Source organism: Acinetobacter sp. LUNF3, assembly GCF_022699605.1.
Lineage (GTDB): Bacteria > Pseudomonadota > Gammaproteobacteria > Pseudomonadales > Moraxellaceae > Acinetobacter > Acinetobacter johnsonii.
The window spans coordinates 2,043,202-2,060,542 of sequence record NZ_CP093968.1 but is presented as its reverse complement, the minus strand read 5'-3'; the positions used below and the strand labels follow the sequence as shown (position 1 = coordinate 2,060,542).

Here is a 17,341-nt window from a genome sequence, read left to right as displayed (position 1 = left end):
CAAAATGCCTATTAGGTGTATTTTGTTGTGCTCATTTTAATATGGCTTTATATGCGCAAAATATATCAATTCAACAGTCTGAGCAGGCGATTGATCAAAAATATGCAGCGCTAGATTTTTATGCGGTGAATCAACAGATCGAAAGTGATGTGGTTGATTTAATCCGTGAAAATGCAGAAAGTTATGCTTATTCTTTCCCCAAATTGACTGAAAATCTTAGACTAAAGATTAATGCCTCACCGGACCAACTGCTTAAATTCTATACCTTTGATGTAGGTGGTGGCGGTACCATGGGTGAATTTTCATCCTATGTACAGATGAAATTGAGCACGTCCATTAAACTTCAGCCTTTAGAAACAGGCTATATTTTAAAGATTGACCAAGTAAAATTGGGTACACAGCCGATTTATCTGATTCAAAGTTATTACAAAGGTGATAGCTGTCACGGTCTCTATCAAATTCAGGCCTTTAAAATGCACGCCCAAGCTTTGACAGCAACACCAGTTTTCCAGACCAAGAAAAAACAGTTAAGTTCGATTGAAGTAAATTATGACTGCCATTATGACGAAGAGCGGCGCGGTTCATATATCCGCGTTTCAAAAGACTTAAACAAGATTGATATCACTTTATTAGATCAAAACAGCCAGCCGACTGGAAAATACTTACGTTACCAGCGTTCAAATACAGGCTATCAGTATACAGGTGTTACGAAATAAACAACGGGTAAGTGGGTAAAACTTACCCTATACGGTTAATGGCTATAGGTGGTAATGATCACATCGACTGGATATTCAGCACCATCTAAACTTTGAATATCATGTTCTCTAATTTTGACTATTGGCCAAGTGATTAGCTTACAGTTGTCGCGTTGTAGTGCATGATAATAATGATCGGATTTAAAAAATTTAAGTTTATCGGCAGCGGAGTTAGGTTTAAGTTGGTGTCTAAGCCATGGGTCTTGAACTTGGGTTTCTAAAAAGCGTAGAGCCAGTAGGCATTTGATCCGTGTGTTAAATAGGCGTCGGTTCTTAATAACCAGTGGATGTTGAATTAAGCGCTGAATTCCACGCTCTGTTTTTGGCAAGATAAATTGTGGCGCATTTTGAAAAACATAGACCGATTGAGCGACCTGACAAACCGACTCAAGGGCAGTTACTGTATGCTGGTTGGTACCAATAATTGCGACACGTTGTTCAGTAAAAGCATGTTGTTTAATTTCTGATGCGGTAATCAATTGCCCTTTAAAATGCTGAAAATATTCGGGATGGTTTTGAAATAAACCAGATACGTTGTCTGTTGAATACAAATTGACCATGCTTGATCCTTAATTGTTTTTTATCGTCTTTCCTTAATTTATTATTTTTAGTGCTTTTGCTCTAAAAAAGCAAAGTGATAAATTGTCTGAGCAGTCACGCTAACTTTAGTCTAGACATAGCAGCAGTTTTGCAGGGCTTTAAGGATTTTTTAAGTATCGGCTAAGATTTTGGTTATTCATTTATGCACGTCGCCTTATGGGTATGCATTAATACGCATAAGGCGATTCACTTCATTTGTACTTAACTGTTTTTGATCTGCATGAGACGTTCAAAGTTTTCTAAACGTTTGTCCGTGTCATAGATGTCACAGGTGAAAATAAACTCATCAACATCATATTCCAAAAGAAGCTGTTTCAAGCCTTCTTTCACCGTGCCATTGGAACCGATTTGCGCCATGGCATAAAAACTGTCTACCGACATTTTTTCCGCAGGTGACCATAGACCGTCCATGCTGGCAATCGGTGCTTTTAACTTTAAACTTTGACCGCGCATGAGACCTAAAACACGTTGATAGGCACTGGTCGCTAGATACTCAGCTTCAGCATCGGTTTCAGCAACGACCGTCGGGACACCCATAGACACATAAGGTTTCGATAAGTATTCAGAGGGTTCAAAGTTTTCACGATAGAGCTGAATCGCTTGTTTCAGCATACGCGGTGCAAAGTGTGATGCAAAAGAGTAGGGAAGACCGAGTTTTGCAGCCAGTTGTGCACTAAATAAACTTGAACCGAGTAGCCATACAGGCACATGTGTCCCTTGCCCCGGAGTTGCAATGATGCGCTGATTTGGCTCAGCGTCCTTAAAGTAATGCAGAATTTCTAAAACATCTTGTGGGAACTGATCTTCAGTTTCTTGACGGCCACGGCGAAGTGCGCGCATGGTCATTTGGTCTGTACCTGGTGCTCGACCTAAGCCTAATTCGATCCGGTTTGGATAGAGTGTCGCAAGCGTACCGAATTGCTCCGCTACGATCAGTGGGGCATGGTTTGGGAGCATGATACCGCCAGAACCCACTTTTAAGGTTGAGGTATTTGCGAGTAAATAGCCGAGTAGCACCGCAGTTGCAGAGCTGGCAATACCATCCATATTATGATGTTCTGCAAGCCAAAGTCGGCTATAGCCTAAACGCTCAGCTTGTTGGGCCAATTTTAAGCTATGCTGTAGAGTGAGTTGTACAGTTTGATCTTCGCGGACAGGAGCTAATTCTAGAATAGAAAATTGAGTCTCGGACAACATGCGCATTCTACTTCTCAGTTTTGTTTTATATATCGAAATAATACGATATAACTGTTATTTTGTATATCGATTTTATTCGATATTCTGGTTGTTTTATATAAGGTATTGATTTAAAAATGAAACTAAATATCTATTCAACATCGTTGAACCGCACCAGCCACATATGCGTTTAAAGCAAAAAGAAGTAAGCTACTGTATCGCAGAGACGATACAGTGTCTTTTTTGAGTGTAGTGGTCAGATAAATAAAAAGCACCCGAAGGTGCTCTTTTATTTGAAAATGTTTTATGGGTGCTTAACGTTTCCCGTTTTTGTACCAGCCCAAGTGACGGCCATTGTCACCACGGTAGTTGCGATCATTATACTTATAATTGTTGTTACGGTAGCCGCGGCTGTCATAACGACGATCATAACGGTCATCGTAACGGCGGTCATATTCATCATCATAACGACGGTCTTCAGAGACTTTTTTACCCAGAACTGCACCACCCGCTGAACCTAGACCTGCGCCAATATACCCACCATTGGTACCGCCCATGTTTTTACCTACGGTATAACCACCAGCACCACCGAGTGCTCCACCAATGATTGCACCATTACGGTCACGTTTGTTGGCTGAAGCAGCTGCACCTGCACCACCACCAATGGCAGAACCGATCATCGCGCCTGTTTGTCCACCCATTTGATTACCAATCGCAGCACCGACAACACCACCTAATGCAGACGTTAGTGCAGTATTGGTTGTATTACCTGCATATGTTGTGGTCATCGTTAATGCTGAAGCTGCAATTACGGTACTGATTAAAATTGATTTAATTTTCATTTTTAAACTCCTAAGAGCATGTCTATTTTGTCTTGATTTCACTTTAGCGAAACAAGTTGGAAGAATAATGAAGAGAAACTTTATCGAAACCGTTGCTTTGGTAAGTGCTGTGTAACGACTCTTCGTATTTTCTACCAGTTTGGCTAGAGTGTTATTGCGTCTAAATCTATGCCATAAAAAAGCACCCGAAGGTGCTTTCAATGACATCTTTACGATGCAGCTAATTAATGGTGTTTATGTTTTTTCTTCCATTTTTTACCATGGTAAGAATCATATTGTTTGTCTTTTGAGATCTTGTTTCCGAGAGCTGCACCGCCCGCTGCACCTAATGCAGAACCAACGTAGCCACCATTGGTGCCACCCATGCTTTTACCTACGGTATAGCCCGCACCACCACCGATCGCACCGCCAATAGCAGATTCGGTACGATGACGTTTGTCACTTGCAACGGCCGCACCACCTGCACCACCGAGTGCTGCGCCAATAGTTGCACCAGTTGTGCCACCCATGTTTTTACCAATTGCTGTCCCTGCAACACTACCTAAAGCACTGGCTGCTGCAACGCGAGTTGTGCTGTCTGCATATGCAGTTGCAGTAAACATAGATGCCGTTGCTAATGTTGCTGACATTAAGAGTGTATTAAGTTTCATGTGTTTCTCCATGTCCAACATTGGTTGAACTGTCTTACTTTTTTCGATGTGGCTAATGTAACAAAAAGATTCCAGTTAATTGTGGAGAGTTAAAACTAAATTGAAACCCGTTGGTTTCTTGTTTGTATCAGTTTTATTACAAATTTGAATAAGCAGAATGAAATTTATCCAAAATCATGCAAATGTGGATAAACCTAGGAGTGATGCAGTTCACACTCTGAATTTTGAGCTGAAATGGCCTATTAAAAAGGTGTATATGAAATAAGCTGTTTTGCATTTTTTAAGCGTTAGTAAGGTCATAAACATGCTTTAAAAGTGTATCAATCTACTGAGGCGTATAAAGTAAACGTCGCTCAGGATTGAATAAAGATGTTCTTTGCGTGATAGAGCCGTTAAACTAAGCGCAAATTTTTTGGTGCTGTGAAACTGTATTGCAGCCTTTATATTGAGATATTTTCCTAATGAAAGAATCGTTACGTTTACGATTAGATCAACTTTCTGACCGTCACGAAGAATTAACAGCATTACTTGCAGATGTAGAAGTCATTTCGGATAACAAACGCTTTCGTCAGTTGTCACGTGAACATAGTGATTTAAGCGAAATCACAGAAGTTTGGACCAAGTACAAACAAGCTGAAGCTGATATTGAAACGGCTGAAGCGATGCTGTCAGATCCTGATTTTAAGGAAATGGCTGTTGAAGAAATTAAAGAAAATAAAGCCATTATTGCGTCTTTAGAAGCTGATTTAAATATCTTAATGATTCCGAAAGATCCAAATGATGCGAACTCTGCATATTTGGAAATTCGAGCGGGAACAGGCGGTGATGAAGCTGCTATTTTCTCGGGTGATTTATACCGCATGTATACCAAGTACGCTGAATCACAAGGCTGGCGTATTGAAGTGTTGTCTGAAAATGAAGGCGAACACGGTGGTTATAAAGAAATTATTTGTTTGGTGAATGGTGAGGGCGTTTACGGCCGCTTGAAGTTTGAAAGTGGCGCGCACCGTGTACAACGAGTACCTGCAACGGAGTCTCAAGGACGCGTGCATACTTCGGCGTGTACTGTTGCTATTTTGCCTGAAATTGATGTTGATACAACGGTTGAGATTAATGCATCAGACTTACGTATTGATACCTACCGCGCCTCAGGTGCGGGTGGTCAGCACATCAACAAAACCGATTCCGCCGTGCGTATTACCCACATTCCAACAGGAACGGTGGTGGAATGTCAGGAAGAGCGTTCACAACATAAGAACAAAGCCAAAGCGATGGCTTTACTTGCTTCACGGTTGGAAAATGCAAAACGTGCAGCAGCTGATGCAGCAACGTCTGAAATGCGCCGTGACTTGGTCGGCTCGGGCGATCGTTCAGAACGTATCCGTACCTATAACTACCCGCAAGGTCGTATGACCGATCACCGTATTAACTTAACTTTATACAAGTTAGATGCGGTTATGGAAGGCGATTTAACTGAACTATTAGATAGCTTACATCGTGAATATCAAGCAGATCAGCTTGCGATGCTTGCACAGCAGAATGGTGGATAATGAATATTGCCCAAGCTTTGGCTTTACGTGGTGAAGCTGAGAGTTACGAACGTCAAGAGAATGCATGGTTGTTGGAGCACATTACCAAAATTGATTCTTTTGATTTGGTTATGAAAAAAGATCAAGTGCTGACCAATGAACAAGAGCAGGCCTATGTTGCTGCCTTGGCACGAATCGAAGCAGGTGAACCTTTGGCCTATGTGACAGGTTCGCAGCCGTTTTGGACGCTAGATTTGATTGTTACTTCTGACACTTTAGTTCCACGTCCAGATACCGAGGTACTGGTTGAAACTGTACTACGTTTAGACTTACCTGAAGATGCGCGCATTGTCGACTTAGGCACGGGGACAGGTGCGGTTGCGCTTTCATTGGCCAGTGAACGGGACACGTGGGACATTACGGCGACCGATATTTATGAGCCAACTTTAGCTGTTGCGCAGCAAAATGCAGAAAAGCATGACTTAAATGATGTGACTTTTGTGTGTGGCAGTTGGTTTGCACCGCTGAATCGAAAGTTTTTTGATGTGATTGTCTCGAACCCGCCGTACATCGATGCTGATGATGCTCACATGCAAGACTTAGCAACTGAGCCTGAACGTGCCCTAGTTGCAGCAGATCATGGTTTGGCTGATTTAAGAGTCATTATCCAGCAAGGTAAAAAGCATTTAACTCTTGATGGCTGGGTGGTACTTGAGCATGGTTATGACCAAGCTGACGCTGTACAGAAAATCTTTAAAGAAGCGGGCTATAAACAAGTCCGTACGGTGAAAGATTATGGTGGTAATGACCGCGTCACTTTAGGGCAGTGGACACAATAATTTCATTGTTCCCTTCAAAATAAAAGCGCAGTTGATGCGCTTTTATTTTTTCTACCTTATGTTCCAAATACGTCACGCCAACGCAGTAGCCAAGTCTCGATGGCTTTCATAATGCCATCGCTGAATTTTCCAAGTACGGCTAAAAGAATAATTGCTAAGATCACAATATCGGGACGTGAAGTTTCTCGGCCATCACTCAGTAAGTAGCCTATGCCTTGTGTCGCTGCAATCAGTTCTGCTGCAATCATAAACATCCATGCCAAACTTAAACTGTTACGCAGTCCCGTTAAAATTCCCGGAGATGCTGCAGGCAAAATAATCTGTTGCACTTGCTGCCAGTACTTCAGCCGATAGACTTGTGCGACTTCTATAAGCTTGCGATCTACACCTTTAATCGCTGCGACAGTGTTGGTATAGGTCGGAAAAAATGCGCCAATTGCAATTAGGGTAATCTTCGATGCTTCATCAATTCCCAACCACAGTAAAAGTAGAGGAATCCACGCTAAGCTCGGGATGGATTTGATCGCTGAAAAACTGGGTTCTAAAAATGCTTCAACCTGTTTGTTAAGCCCGACCAAAATCGCACAAATTAACGCCAGAGCACTCCCAATAAAAAAGCCTAAAAACACCCGCCATGTACTGGTCCAGACATGCATCCATAAATCTGCCTGACATAAATCTAGAAAGGTTTGCCACAGACTACTAGGTGCAGGCAATAAATAAGGTTCAATAAAACCAGCACGGACTAGATATTCACAAGCAATCAGTAAGAGCGCTGGAAGGGTGATCGCTTTGAGAACACTCTTCAATTTCAACTGAAATGAGGAACTCTTTTTCACTACAATAGGGCTGAAAGAGCTCGCGACTGACTTGGTCATTATTTGCTTACAACCTTTTGTGCATATTGTGGTTTAAACAACTGAGTCACGACTTGATTAACATTGCTGCCTTTACGAACTAAGTCTTCTTCATTCAAAATGCCGCCAGACTTTTGTAATGCAGCAATCTGTTTGGCTGACGGAATGTTTTGATCAAAGTTGGTACGGCTTAGTTGTAATTTTGCGACATTCAACGGCAGTTTGGACTCGCGTGCCAGTAACTCCGCCAATTTCTCTGGATTAGCTTTGGCCCATTTACGTGCTTGCTCATAAGCTTTAATCACGGCTTCAATGGCTTCGGGACTTTGCTGAGTAAAAGACTCTTTGACACTGAGCACGCTATAACTGTTAAACCCAATATTTCGATACAACAGTTTTGTGCCAGATTGCACTTGTGCCGATGCCATCAGTGGATCTAAGCCTGCCCAAGCATCGACTTGACCACGTTCTAAAGCCGTTTTGCCATCTGGATGTTGTAAATGAACCAGTTGTACATCACGTTTATTTAGACCCACTGTATCCAGCGCTTGTAAGGTAAATAGAAATGGATCTGTGCCTTTGGTTGCGGCAATTTTTTTTCCTTTTAAGTCTTTTAGGCTTTTAATTTGGGAGTTTTTAGCAACCACCAAAGCAGTCCATTCAGGTTGGCTCTGGATATAAACGGTATTGATTGGACTGCCGTTGGCACGACTAAGTACAGCTGCAAGCCCTGCGGTTGAAGCAAAATCGACACTGCCACTATTTAAATATTCCAGTGAACGGTTACTGCCTTGGCTAAACACCCATTTAATTTCAGTTTTAGGTAAGGCTTTTTCTAACAGTTTTTGTTCTTTCACTACGAGGCTGGTTGGTGCGTAGTAGGCATAATCAAGTTTGAGCGTGTTTGGAATAGCGGCATGGGTATAAGAGCCGATCAGACCTAAAATCAGTGAAGTGCTCAGTAGTTTAAAGTTTTTCATGTTGCATCATTTAAATAAGTTTATTTGAGGGTTCTTTTAACCTGATGTATGCGAAAAATAAAAAAAGAAAAATGGATAACAAAATATTAAATTGAAATAAACGGGTGGTCTTGGTTTAACTATCTGAATTTTAATAACTTGGTTGAGCTATGTGCAGTTTTTGGAGTATAGAATAACTTCCAAAAAGCATAGAATAATTTCTTCTTATATGAAAATTGCATAACTAAATCATTCATTTTGAATGTAAAAAAGCGACTGTAATAGTCGCTTTTTTAAGGGGGTTGCAAGCTTACATTGGATAGTCTTGTAAACTGTCAAACACTTCAACTTGCTCTAAAGCATCAGTTTCAAGTGCAAGACAAAGTGTCACAATTTTCTTTAGATCAGCTAAATATTGTTCATCTTTAAACGATGCACCTAACTGAAGGGCTTGAATACGGTCAGCGCTAATATCCAACGCTTGAGCAGCTTCAATCGCATTAACTTCATTAAAAAATGCAGTAACAGCATGATTTAATTCGAGGTCTGATGCATTGAGAATGCCTTGATCCAGTTGCTCTTCAAATTGTGGGGTAGGAGACTGCAAAGCTTGAGTAAAGTTTTGCACCAGACGTTGATCGAGAACATCAATCATTTTAAGCATGTCATAACCTTTAAAAGAAATAAGGTGATTAAACAGGGGGAGTACAGCCAGAAATAAGCATTAAAGAATGCTTTAAAATTGGTTGAAAAATAATCCATTTTGGAATTTTTTGCAAATAGATTCCGATAAATGAAAGATGGATTTGTTAAGTGAATGAAAAGCTTAAATTTATTAAATTGAGTGCCTGTGTGCATTTCATACGACTGTTGCAAGGGGCTCGGATAGATCAAAAAGAAGCGTTCAGTGCGGAATATCGTGGAGTTTCAATTAAAAATTTATTTGAATTGTTTTCAAGCTATTGAAATAAATTAATTATATTTTGGATTCTCTGGAATGTTCTTTATTTTAAGATTACTGATTCAAACGTAGACATATTGTGGAATTACAATTTATAAGGACAAGCTAAAGCAAGTTGAGGTACATCACCTTGCTTTAGTTGTCTGTGTTTGGGGTAGAGAATGATGAACGTTTACGCCACTAGTTAAAGTGCTTTTGCCTCAGTTGTTCTAGGCGGAGTTGATACTGCTGTTGCCATGCACTTTCAGCTAAGTTTTGTTTTTGCTGGTTCATTTCTTGGTTGAGAGCAGCAAGCTCAGATTGATAACTGGCGATCTGTTGTTGCTGTCGAGCGACTTGTTGTTCGCGTTCAGCCAATTGCGCCGCCTCTTTGCCTGAAAAGTAGCTGTTACGAATTTGTTGGGTAATTTCTTGTTGCTGCATTGGGTCGGTGACGCCAATTAAAGCCAATTTAAGGGCTTTATCATAACTACCACTTTGACCATCAATATTTTTGCTTGGGTTTTTATATTGTTGCTGTAGTTATGAAAGTTCACTCAGTCGTTGTTGTAAGGTCATGTTCGGTGCGCGGCTCAAGAGCTCACCATAAGCAAACTGATAGCTGGCAAACTCTTTTTCTTCAGCAAAGCCGAGTTGTGTTTCTTGCTTACCTAAAGTCTGTTCGCGTAAGTTCCAAATCTCCTGATAACGCTGTTGCGGTGTCATTTGTGTGGACATGGTTTTAGCTTGCATTTCTTTTTCGTACAGTGGTAGGCGTTCTATCAATTGTTTTAAAGTCTGGGCAAACTGTTGATCTGGATATTCGGCCAATACCTGTTTTAATAATGCCTGACAGTTGGTATCAGGGCAGTTTTGCTGTAACTGGTTTAATAATTGTGTGATATTGCCCGGATTTTTTTGAAAGAGTTGAATGATTTTTTGGATGGATTCTTGTTGCTGTTGTTGCTGCATTTTTGACTCGTCATTGTTTGCAGCAGCAAGCTTCTCTTGCAAATTGCTGGGTTGAGCGGTCTCTGTAAGGGACGGTGAGGATGCCTGAGTTTGACCCGATGTGGCATATGATGAGCCAAGGCCCAACCATATCACCACACCGATCACCAATACGCTCAGCACCAAAGCGATAAGCCCAAAGCGCTTCATTGTTCTTCCTTATGGGTTATATTGGAATTGACCCATTACTGGGAAGTGGTCAGATAAGTCCCAAGTCATAAATAAGGGGTCGGCAGCCGAGCGAAGAATGCGGACATCATTACGTGCTTGCATAGGCTGACGGTGGTTATTGGATGACACCACGTAGTCTAAATACTCCACGGTAGAGCCGCCCGTGAGTCCTGCACCCGCGAGTTTATTCACTCGTGGATCGAAGGTCGATTCGGTATATCCTGTGCTGACTGGTACTGTACCATTCAAGTTAATTTGCATTTGCGCATAATCTTGCGGCCACAGGAGCTTATTGACATTAAAGTCACCGCCCATGAGTACCGCATCAAATGATGGAATATTTTGCTTATCGACCAAAGCGCGGATTTGCTTAAATTGTTGCTGGCGCATATCACGTGCCGCGTCGGTATCAAACGATGCGGTATGCGTGGAGGTCACATGATAGGCTTTGCCATTCTTGAGAATTTCAGCATAAATCACGCCTTTATCGGCAAAACAGTCAATGCCTGTAAAGCTTGGGTAAATAAAATGATCCGTTTGTACAATCGGGTGGCGACTGGCAACCAATATGCCGCTGTCATAAATGTTGTAGCCTGAACCGACTGGAATATAAGTTTGGTACGGATATTCCTGAGCTAATTTGGCCAACATGGCGGTACGACCAGAAGCAAAGGTCTCTTGGAATAAAATCGCGTCGTAGCCTTTTAGGTTTTGTGGTAGTTGTTCTAAGCGTTCATCAATTTTACTTGCCACCAAAGGAAGGGCATAAATATTGTAGGTTAAAACTTTAAACTCATCGGCACTGCTGGCAACAGGTTCTGGCACGGTATTTTGATGGATGGTGTAGTGGAAGTCGTCATAACCACCAGTGTATTCAGCTTTAAAAGCAGTCTGCGCTGCTTTTCCTGCATAATTGGTGTTGAAACGTTGAATGTTGCGGTCATTGAACCATGGTGCAGAGAAATCACTGCCGGATGCAGAGTGTTTAATATCACTGCCAGACCAAGTGCCAGTCATGGATTGCTTTAGGGTGACACTTGAACCACCGCCTGTAATCACGGTATCAAAATTATAGGTTTGACCTGACTTTACCCCAGTATAACGGTTAAAACGCAGTACACGTTTGGTTTCATAAGGTGCAATTTGGGTGGCTTCTTGAGCCCATTGACTCCCCTGAGTTAAGGTGCGTGTACCATGATGATTAATATTGACGGATACCGTTTCAGGGGTGGTATTGGTCACATAAATGTATGAGTCTGCTATCGCTTGCTGACTGCACACTAATAATGATAACCATCCGATATTTTTCATTAAGTTTTTATTTAATTGGGTGCTCATGTGTTCCCTCCATGATGTTTTTATTCAATATTGTGTAAAACAATATGACGAGATCACTATGGCAGGTAATTTTTTTAAGTCAGTGACAAAGTGCGACAGCCCCCTGATTTTCCGATGAATGAGCATCAAAAATTCAATTTAATGTATAAGCTCTGTTGACATTTCATTTGGCAAATCAAAACCAAACCCAGAACAATAGAATGTTGAGGTTTACTTTAACGAGAGAATTTTATGGGTTGGTTATTTGTTATGTAGAAAGAGCAAGAGCGTTTCGTAGTTGCTTATACCAATCGACTGAAATTAAGCATCCTTATTTTGACGATAAGCACCAGGGCTGACGCCTGTCCATTTTTTAAAAGCACGATGGAAAGCACTCGGATCATGAAAATTGAGTTCAGTGCTAATGTCTTGTAATGATACTTGGCTGTTACTGAGCAGCTCAATCGCCATATCACGGCGTATATCATTTTTGAGCTGTTGATAACTGAAACCTTCACTTTTCAGTCGCCGTTGAATAGTCGCCTCAGACATATTGAAATGATGGGCAATTTCAGACAGTTCCAGCCACTGGATCGGGGGTTCTTGCATTAAATAGCGACGAATTTGGGCACTGGTTGAATGTGGATTTTTATAACGGGTCAGTAAAATATGTGGGGTTTGCTGAATAAATTGATACCACGATTTACTGTCCTGTTTTATGGGCATTTTTAGATAATTGGCATCGAACTGAATATAGTTTTCAGCCATTTGATACTGGATATTTTCACAAAAACGAACTTTGTAATCGATGTCATTTGTAGGTGCATCACATTTGAGTTGAATTTGATTCAAAATCACCCGTTGACCCACTAACCAACACATTAGAGCATGAATCAGCATGATGTAAGTTGCGTAACTAAACATGCGTTTGGGCTGTTGTCGTTCATAAATCACAATATAAGCATAATGTTCTTGCACCATGAGGTGACTGCTAAAGTCGTCGAGTACCAGATTCATAAACTGCAAAATATGCTGAATGGCTTGGTCCAGCTGAGTGGTGTGTAACAGTGATTTAGATAAAAACTGAAAACTGCCACGGCGCATAGCATGGCGATCCATTCCAAAAAACTCATCATTCATGACATTGGCCAGTTCAGTCCAGAGCTGTGCATATTGATTGACTGAGACCCGTGCTTTTGCCGCACTTAACAGTTCGCTATTGATGCCTGCATTTTTCAAAATATCAGCAACTGCATATCCCTGCTTTTCAGCTTCAAACAATGCTTCGTGTACCAAAGCAATTGAAATGGAATCTTTCTGGGTGTTTGCATGTTCCGATGCAGTCATAGTGGCTTCCATATTTTTATTGTGCATTTTGAGCATTGTCCAAAACCATCATGGAAGATGCAATATTTGGAAATTGTACTTAAAGGGTTCTGTGTTTACATTTCTTCTTAAGTCGTAGCATTCAATCATACAAGGAAAAATAAATGAAGATTCAAGGGAAGGTTTTTGTCGTCACTGGTGGTGCATCGGGTTTAGGTGCAGCGACAGCACGTCATTTGATTGAGCAAGGCGCGAAAGTCATTTTGGTGGATATGAACCAAGCTTTAGGTGAAGAGCTACAGCGTGAGTTGGGTGAAAATGCTCAGTTTAAAAGCCTCGATGTTACTGATGAGCACGCTGTGCAAAGTTTCTTCCAAGAAGTCGAGGCGGAATATGGACAATTGAATGGTTTGGTGAACTGTGCGGGTGTAGCACCTTCAGCCAAAGTGTTGGGTCGTGATGGTATTCATGAGCTGGCGTTATTCCAAAAAGTATTAAACATCAATGTCTCAGGTACTTTTAATATGCTGCGTTTTGCTGCGCAGTTAATCGCGAAATATGAACTTCAAGCTGGTGAAGAAGAACGCGGAGTGATTGTGAATACAGCTTCGGTTGCAGCCTATGACGGACAAATTGGCCAGACCGCTTATGCAGCCTCTAAGGGTGCTATTGTCTCGATGACTTTACCGCTGGCACGTGAACTAGCACGTGAGAAAATTCGAGTGATGACCATTGCTCCAGGCATTATGGAAACGCCAATGTTGAAGGCGATGCCGCAAAATGTACAAGATGCGTTGGGTGAAATGGTGCCATTTCCGAAGCGGTTGGCAAAACCTCAAGAGTTTGCTCAGCTTGTGGGGCATATTTTTGAAAATAGTTATTTGAATGGTGAAGTGATTCGTTTAGATGGCGCGATTCGTATGCAGCCTAAATAATTTATTTTGACTTGTGATCTTTAAGTTTATAACGGAGTCTTTGCCTCGATAAGTAAAGGCTTCTTATAACCTTCGGTTCGACCTACTTTTCTTTCGGGAAAAGTAGGCAAAACCATCTCCATTCGCAAAACCTGTTTTATTAAATTTACAGACTACTTTCTCGCAGAAACATTATCTTTTGAAAGGCTTTCAGGTTGCGAATGGGGCGCCGTGTATCAAATATTTATTAAATTTAATAACCTGAACAGAGAAGGGATACTCCATGCTTTTAAATGAAGAACAAAAAATGATTCAGGACATGCTGCGTAGTTATTCGCAGGAAAAACTGAAGTCAACAGCAGCAGAACGTGACAAAACCGCACAGTTTCCTGCGCAACAACTTAAAGAGCTGGGTGAGTTGGGTGCTTTGGGTATGACTGTTTCACCTGAGTGGGGTGGTGCGGGTTTAGATTATATTTCACTGGTGGTGGCACTTGAGGAAATTGCAGCAGGTGATGGTGCGATTTCGACCATTGTCAGCGTGCAAAACTCACTGCCGTGTGGCATTACCCAACGTTATGGAACTGATGCGCAAAAGCAGAAATATTTAAGCAAGCTTGCCACAGGTGAGTGGTTGGGTTGTTTTTGTCTCACTGAACCACAAGCAGGCTCAGATGCAGGTGCGTTGGAGTGCAAGGCCGTTCGTGAAGGTGAGGAATGGGTGCTGAATGGAACCAAACAATTCATTACCACAGGAAAGCATGCGCAAGTCGCTTTGGTTTTTGCAGTCACAGACAAAGCTGCGGGTAAGAAAGGCATTTCTTGCTTTTTAGTCCCAACCGATACCGAAGGCTATATTGTCTCTCGTATAGAAGAAAAGATGGGGCAGCACTGTTCGGATACGGCAACCATTGTTTTGGAGAACTGCCGCATTCCTGCTGATCATTTGCTAGGTGCTGAAGGCGAAGGCTATAAAATTGCGCTTTCGAATTTGGAGTCAGGACGTATTGGTATTGCAGCGCAATCAGTGGGTATGGCTCGAGCCGCTTTAGATGCAGCAGTTGAATATGCCAATGACCGCAAAGCCTTCGGTGTTGAAATTGTACAACATCAGGCAGTTGCTTTTCGTTTAGCCGATATGGCAACGCAAATTGAAGCGGCACGTCAGTTAATTTTCCATGCAGCTGCTTTGAAGGATGCAGGTTTGCCATGTTTAAAAGAAGCCTCTATGGCCAAACTGTTTGCCTCAACCATGGCAGAGCGTGTTTGTTCTGATGCGATTCAAATTCATGGTGGCTATGGCTATGTTTCAGATTTTCCTGTTGAACGAATTTATCGAGACGTCCGTGTGAGCCAGATTTATGAAGGAGCGTCTGATATCCAACGTCTTGTCATTGCACGTGAAGTCACCAAGGTTTAAGTCGACTCAGTTTTAGACCTTGGTCGATGTTCAAAGCTTGCACTTTCATTGAGGGATTTGGAAATTGTAGGTGCATTTAAAACATGGTTATCTAGGTGCAGCAGTTACTTACAGGCATTAAGTCGAGCAGCTGAGCTGCTCTAGGTTTTCAAATAATATAGAACTGACAATGAGGTCAGTTCAACGCTTAAAACGATAAAGAACATGGACGGCCAAAGTGGATTTGGTCTTAAAAAATGGATAATGCGAGGTTGTCGTGATGAAGACATTAGAACAAGCCCATCAAGAATTTAACTATGATCAACTGATTCAAGAACAATTGGTCGGCCAACCCAATGCAGTGAATGCTTATATTGAGTGCTGTCAGCGTTATGTCGGGTTACAAAAAATAGCACTCATCTGGGAAGGAAAAAATGGCGAGTCTGAGCAATGGAGCTTTGAACAGCTCGATGTTGCCTCAGCTCAGTTGGCAAATTATTTTAAAAGTATTGGGATTCAAGTAGGTGACTGTATCGCAGGGCTGTTACCGCGTACGCGTGAACTATTGATTACAATTTTAGCAACATGGCGGATCGGCGCGATTTATCAGCCTTTGTTTACTGCTTTTGAGTCGAAGGCGATTGAACATCGAGTTTTAACTGCAAACACCAAATTGATTGTAACCAATGCAGAGCAACGTCCAAAGCTAAATCATGTTGAAGTCAAACATATCCTGACTGTGAATGCAGGAACAAACTTAACTAGCAATGAAGCTGATTTTTGGCAAGAGGTCAAACAACAGTCCGATCAATGTGAAGCTGTTTTGCGTAGCTTTGATGATGATTTCCTGATGATGTTTACCTCAGGCACCACAGGTTTGGCAAAATCAGTGCCTGTCCCTTTAAAAGCGGTTTTGGCTTTTAAGGGCTATATGCAACATGCGGTCGATTTAAGAGAAGACGATTCATTTTGGAATTTAGCCGATCCGGGTTGGGCTTATGGGTTGTACTACGGCATTACAGGGCCGCTCAGTTTGGGGCACAGCATTATTATGGATGAGCGTGCATTTAGCGTCGATCATACGGTTGAAGTCATTAAAAAGTATCGCGTCAGTAACTTAACGGGTTCGCCTACAGCTTTTCGGATGTTCTTTGGTTTTAAAGAAAAGTTTGATCCTTCCATTAAGACACATTTACGCGCCGTCAGTAGTGCGGGTGAGCCTTTGACCCCAGAAGTGATTCATTGGTTCAATAATGATCTGAACGTCAACATTTATGACCAATATGGACAAACTGAGTTGGGCATGGTGATTGCGAACCATCATGCATTGGAGCATGAGAAAAAAGTTGGTTCGGCAGGCTTTGCCAACCCAGGACATCGCTTTGCTGTACTTGATGCGAACTACCAAGAAGTGAAGTACGGCGAAATTGGAACGTTGGCGATAGACTTTAGCCAGTCGCCACTGACATGGTTTAAGGGCTATGGTGGCAATAATCGTAAGTCCTTTGTGGGACAGTATTATTTAACAGGTGATACGGTCAAGCTGAATGAAATTGGTGGTATCGACTTTGTTGGACGTGCTGACGATGTCATTACAACGTCAGGCTATCGAGTTGGACCTTTTGATGTCGAAAGTACTTTGCTTGAGTGTGCGGAAGTACTCGAGTCTGCTGTGATTGGTAAGCCTGATCCAGAGCGCACTGAAGTGGTGAAAGCTTTTGTGGTGCTAAAGCCACAGTACAAAGCCTCTAAAGAGTTGGATAGCAAACTCCAAGCCTATGTGCGTTCACGTTTATCTAAACATGCTTATCCGAAAGAAATTGAGTTTGTTGAAAGCTTGCCAAAAACGTCGAGTGGAAAAATTCAACGTAATTTGCTGAAACAGCAAGAAGTGGCAAAGATGCAAACTTTACAAGCTGCCATTTAATTTACAAATAAAAGGGTCTTAAAGCTAAAGCCAGTCAGTTCTAAATAGACTGGCTTTTTCTTTTAACCATTTATAGTGGTATGTGATTTGTGGAACACCGCTCGAAATATAGCTAGAGATATAAATAGC

The 17,341-nt window shown here is 41.8% G+C and carries 17 protein-coding genes; 6 read left to right on the top strand and 11 right to left on the bottom strand.

What is annotated here, in order from left to right; all coding sequences use genetic code 11:
* Positions 1-41: 41 nt before the first annotated feature.
* Positions 42-716: a hypothetical protein gene (locus MN200_RS10035; RefSeq protein ID WP_242759316.1), complete on the top strand. Its 675-nt coding sequence runs from the start codon at positions 42-44 to the stop codon at positions 714-716.
* Between the two features lie 35 nt (positions 717-751).
* Here MN200_RS10035 and MN200_RS10030 read toward each other — a convergent pair whose 3' ends face one another.
* From MN200_RS10030 to MN200_RS10015, 4 genes are all read right to left on the bottom strand, one after another.
* Positions 752-1,315 (bottom strand): flavoprotein, encoded by a 564-nt coding sequence (locus tag MN200_RS10030; protein ID WP_078389323.1) that lies wholly within the window; start codon positions 1,313-1,315, stop codon positions 752-754.
* Positions 1,316-1,556: 241 nt separating this feature from the next.
* A complete protein-coding gene (locus tag MN200_RS10025) occupies positions 1,557-2,558 on the bottom strand; it encodes an LLM class flavin-dependent oxidoreductase (RefSeq protein ID WP_242759315.1) in 1,002 nt (333 codons plus the stop codon).
* 287 nt (positions 2,559-2,845) lie between these two features.
* On the bottom strand, positions 2,846-3,373 hold the full coding sequence (locus MN200_RS10020) for a hypothetical protein (protein WP_242759313.1): 528 nt from the start codon (positions 3,371-3,373) through the stop codon (positions 2,846-2,848).
* Between the two features lie 224 nt (positions 3,374-3,597).
* Positions 3,598-4,023 carry a hypothetical protein gene (locus tag MN200_RS10015; RefSeq protein ID WP_004696467.1) on the bottom strand — a complete coding sequence of 142 codons (426 nt, stop codon included), beginning with the start codon at positions 4,021-4,023 and terminating at the stop codon, positions 3,598-3,600.
* Positions 4,024-4,484: 461 nt separating this feature from the next.
* Between MN200_RS10015 and prfA the strand changes: the two genes are divergently transcribed.
* Positions 4,485-5,573, top strand: coding sequence for a peptide chain release factor 1 (gene prfA, locus MN200_RS10010; protein WP_004982013.1), 1,089 nt, complete (start codon positions 4,485-4,487; stop codon positions 5,571-5,573).
* Positions 5,573-6,391, top strand: coding sequence for a peptide chain release factor N(5)-glutamine methyltransferase (gene prmC / locus MN200_RS10005; RefSeq protein WP_242759311.1), 819 nt, complete (start codon positions 5,573-5,575; stop codon positions 6,389-6,391). Before prfA ends, prmC begins: the two co-directional genes overlap by 1 nt.
* Positions 6,392-6,447: 56 nt before the next feature.
* Here the strand turns inward: prmC and MN200_RS10000 are convergent, their stop codons facing one another.
* The 7 genes from MN200_RS10000 to MN200_RS09970 all read right to left on the bottom strand — a co-directional run bounded on the left by MN200_RS10000 (position 6,448) and on the right by MN200_RS09970 (position 12,993).
* Positions 6,448-7,269 (bottom strand): ABC transporter permease, encoded by an 822-nt coding sequence (locus MN200_RS10000; protein ID WP_242759310.1) that lies wholly within the window; start codon positions 7,267-7,269, stop codon positions 6,448-6,450.
* Positions 7,269-8,228 (bottom strand): aliphatic sulfonate ABC transporter substrate-binding protein, encoded by a 960-nt coding sequence (locus MN200_RS09995; RefSeq protein WP_125274754.1) that lies wholly within the window; start codon positions 8,226-8,228, stop codon positions 7,269-7,271. Before MN200_RS09995 ends, MN200_RS10000 begins: the two co-directional genes overlap by 1 nt.
* Before the next feature lie 289 nt (positions 8,229-8,517).
* Positions 8,518-8,871: a hypothetical protein gene (locus tag MN200_RS09990; protein ID WP_029575052.1), complete on the bottom strand. Its 354-nt coding sequence runs from the start codon at positions 8,869-8,871 to the stop codon at positions 8,518-8,520.
* A gap of 477 nt (positions 8,872-9,348) precedes the next feature.
* Positions 9,349-9,618: a hypothetical protein gene (locus MN200_RS09985; RefSeq protein WP_228199352.1), complete on the bottom strand. Its 270-nt coding sequence runs from the start codon at positions 9,616-9,618 to the stop codon at positions 9,349-9,351.
* A gap of 72 nt (positions 9,619-9,690) precedes the next feature.
* Entirely contained in the window at positions 9,691-10,308 is a 618-nt protein-coding gene (locus tag MN200_RS09980) for a hypothetical protein (protein WP_242759309.1), read from the bottom strand.
* A gap of 9 nt (positions 10,309-10,317) precedes the next feature.
* Positions 10,318-11,667, bottom strand: a complete 1,350-nt coding sequence (locus MN200_RS09975) for a sphingomyelin phosphodiesterase (protein ID WP_242759308.1) — start codon at positions 11,665-11,667, stop codon at positions 10,318-10,320.
* 300 nt (positions 11,668-11,967) lie between these two features.
* Positions 11,968-12,993, bottom strand: a complete 1,026-nt coding sequence (locus tag MN200_RS09970) for an AraC family transcriptional regulator (RefSeq protein ID WP_242759307.1) — start codon at positions 12,991-12,993, stop codon at positions 11,968-11,970.
* A gap of 143 nt (positions 12,994-13,136) precedes the next feature.
* On the opposite strand from MN200_RS09970, the gene MN200_RS09965 reads away from it, so the two are divergent.
* From MN200_RS09965 to MN200_RS09955, 3 genes are all read left to right on the top strand, one after another.
* Positions 13,137-13,907 (top strand): 3-hydroxyacyl-CoA dehydrogenase, encoded by a 771-nt coding sequence (locus tag MN200_RS09965; protein ID WP_242759306.1) that lies wholly within the window; start codon positions 13,137-13,139, stop codon positions 13,905-13,907.
* 262 nt (positions 13,908-14,169) lie between these two features.
* The gene (locus MN200_RS09960) at positions 14,170-15,306 is read left to right on the top strand and encodes an acyl-CoA dehydrogenase family protein (RefSeq protein ID WP_242759305.1); all 1,137 of its coding nucleotides are present in this window, start codon (positions 14,170-14,172) and stop codon (positions 15,304-15,306) included.
* A 259-nt stretch (positions 15,307-15,565) separates the two neighbouring features.
* Positions 15,566-17,212, top strand: a complete 1,647-nt coding sequence (locus tag MN200_RS09955) for an AMP-binding protein (RefSeq protein ID WP_242759304.1) — start codon at positions 15,566-15,568, stop codon at positions 17,210-17,212.
* The last annotated feature ends 129 nt before the right edge of the window (positions 17,213-17,341 follow it).

What these genes read in the sequence shown, in the direction of transcription:
- MN200_RS10035 (WP_242759316.1), top strand. Translation starts at nt 42, where the DNA reads ATGGCTTTATATGCGCAAAATATATCAATTCAACAGTCTGAGCAGGCG.
- MN200_RS10030 (WP_078389323.1), bottom strand. Translation starts at nt 1,315, where the DNA reads ATGGTCAATTTGTATTCAACAGACAACGTATCTGGTTTATTTCAAAAC.
- MN200_RS10025 (WP_242759315.1), bottom strand. Translation starts at nt 2,558, where the DNA reads ATGCGCATGTTGTCCGAGACTCAATTTTCTATTCTAGAATTAGCTCCT.
- MN200_RS10020 (WP_242759313.1), bottom strand. Translation starts at nt 3,373, where the DNA reads ATGAAAATTAAATCAATTTTAATCAGTACCGTAATTGCAGCTTCAGCA.
- MN200_RS10015 (WP_004696467.1), bottom strand. Translation starts at nt 4,023, where the DNA reads ATGAAACTTAATACACTCTTAATGTCAGCAACATTAGCAACGGCATCT.
- prfA (WP_004982013.1), top strand. Translation starts at nt 4,485, where the DNA reads ATGAAAGAATCGTTACGTTTACGATTAGATCAACTTTCTGACCGTCAC.
- prmC (WP_242759311.1), top strand. Translation starts at nt 5,573, where the DNA reads ATGAATATTGCCCAAGCTTTGGCTTTACGTGGTGAAGCTGAGAGTTAC.
- MN200_RS10000 (WP_242759310.1), bottom strand. Translation starts at nt 7,269, where the DNA reads ATGACCAAGTCAGTCGCGAGCTCTTTCAGCCCTATTGTAGTGAAAAAG.
- MN200_RS09995 (WP_125274754.1), bottom strand. Translation starts at nt 8,228, where the DNA reads ATGAAAAACTTTAAACTACTGAGCACTTCACTGATTTTAGGTCTGATC.
- MN200_RS09990 (WP_029575052.1), bottom strand. Translation starts at nt 8,871, where the DNA reads ATGCTTAAAATGATTGATGTTCTCGATCAACGTCTGGTGCAAAACTTT.
- MN200_RS09980 (WP_242759309.1), bottom strand. Translation starts at nt 10,308, where the DNA reads ATGAAGCGCTTTGGGCTTATCGCTTTGGTGCTGAGCGTATTGGTGATC.
- MN200_RS09975 (WP_242759308.1), bottom strand. Translation starts at nt 11,667, where the DNA reads ATGAGCACCCAATTAAATAAAAACTTAATGAAAAATATCGGATGGTTA.
- MN200_RS09970 (WP_242759307.1), bottom strand. Translation starts at nt 12,993, where the DNA reads ATGACTGCATCGGAACATGCAAACACCCAGAAAGATTCCATTTCAATT.
- MN200_RS09965 (WP_242759306.1), top strand. Translation starts at nt 13,137, where the DNA reads ATGAAGATTCAAGGGAAGGTTTTTGTCGTCACTGGTGGTGCATCGGGT.
- MN200_RS09960 (WP_242759305.1), top strand. Translation starts at nt 14,170, where the DNA reads ATGCTTTTAAATGAAGAACAAAAAATGATTCAGGACATGCTGCGTAGT.
- MN200_RS09955 (WP_242759304.1), top strand. Translation starts at nt 15,566, where the DNA reads ATGAAGACATTAGAACAAGCCCATCAAGAATTTAACTATGATCAACTG.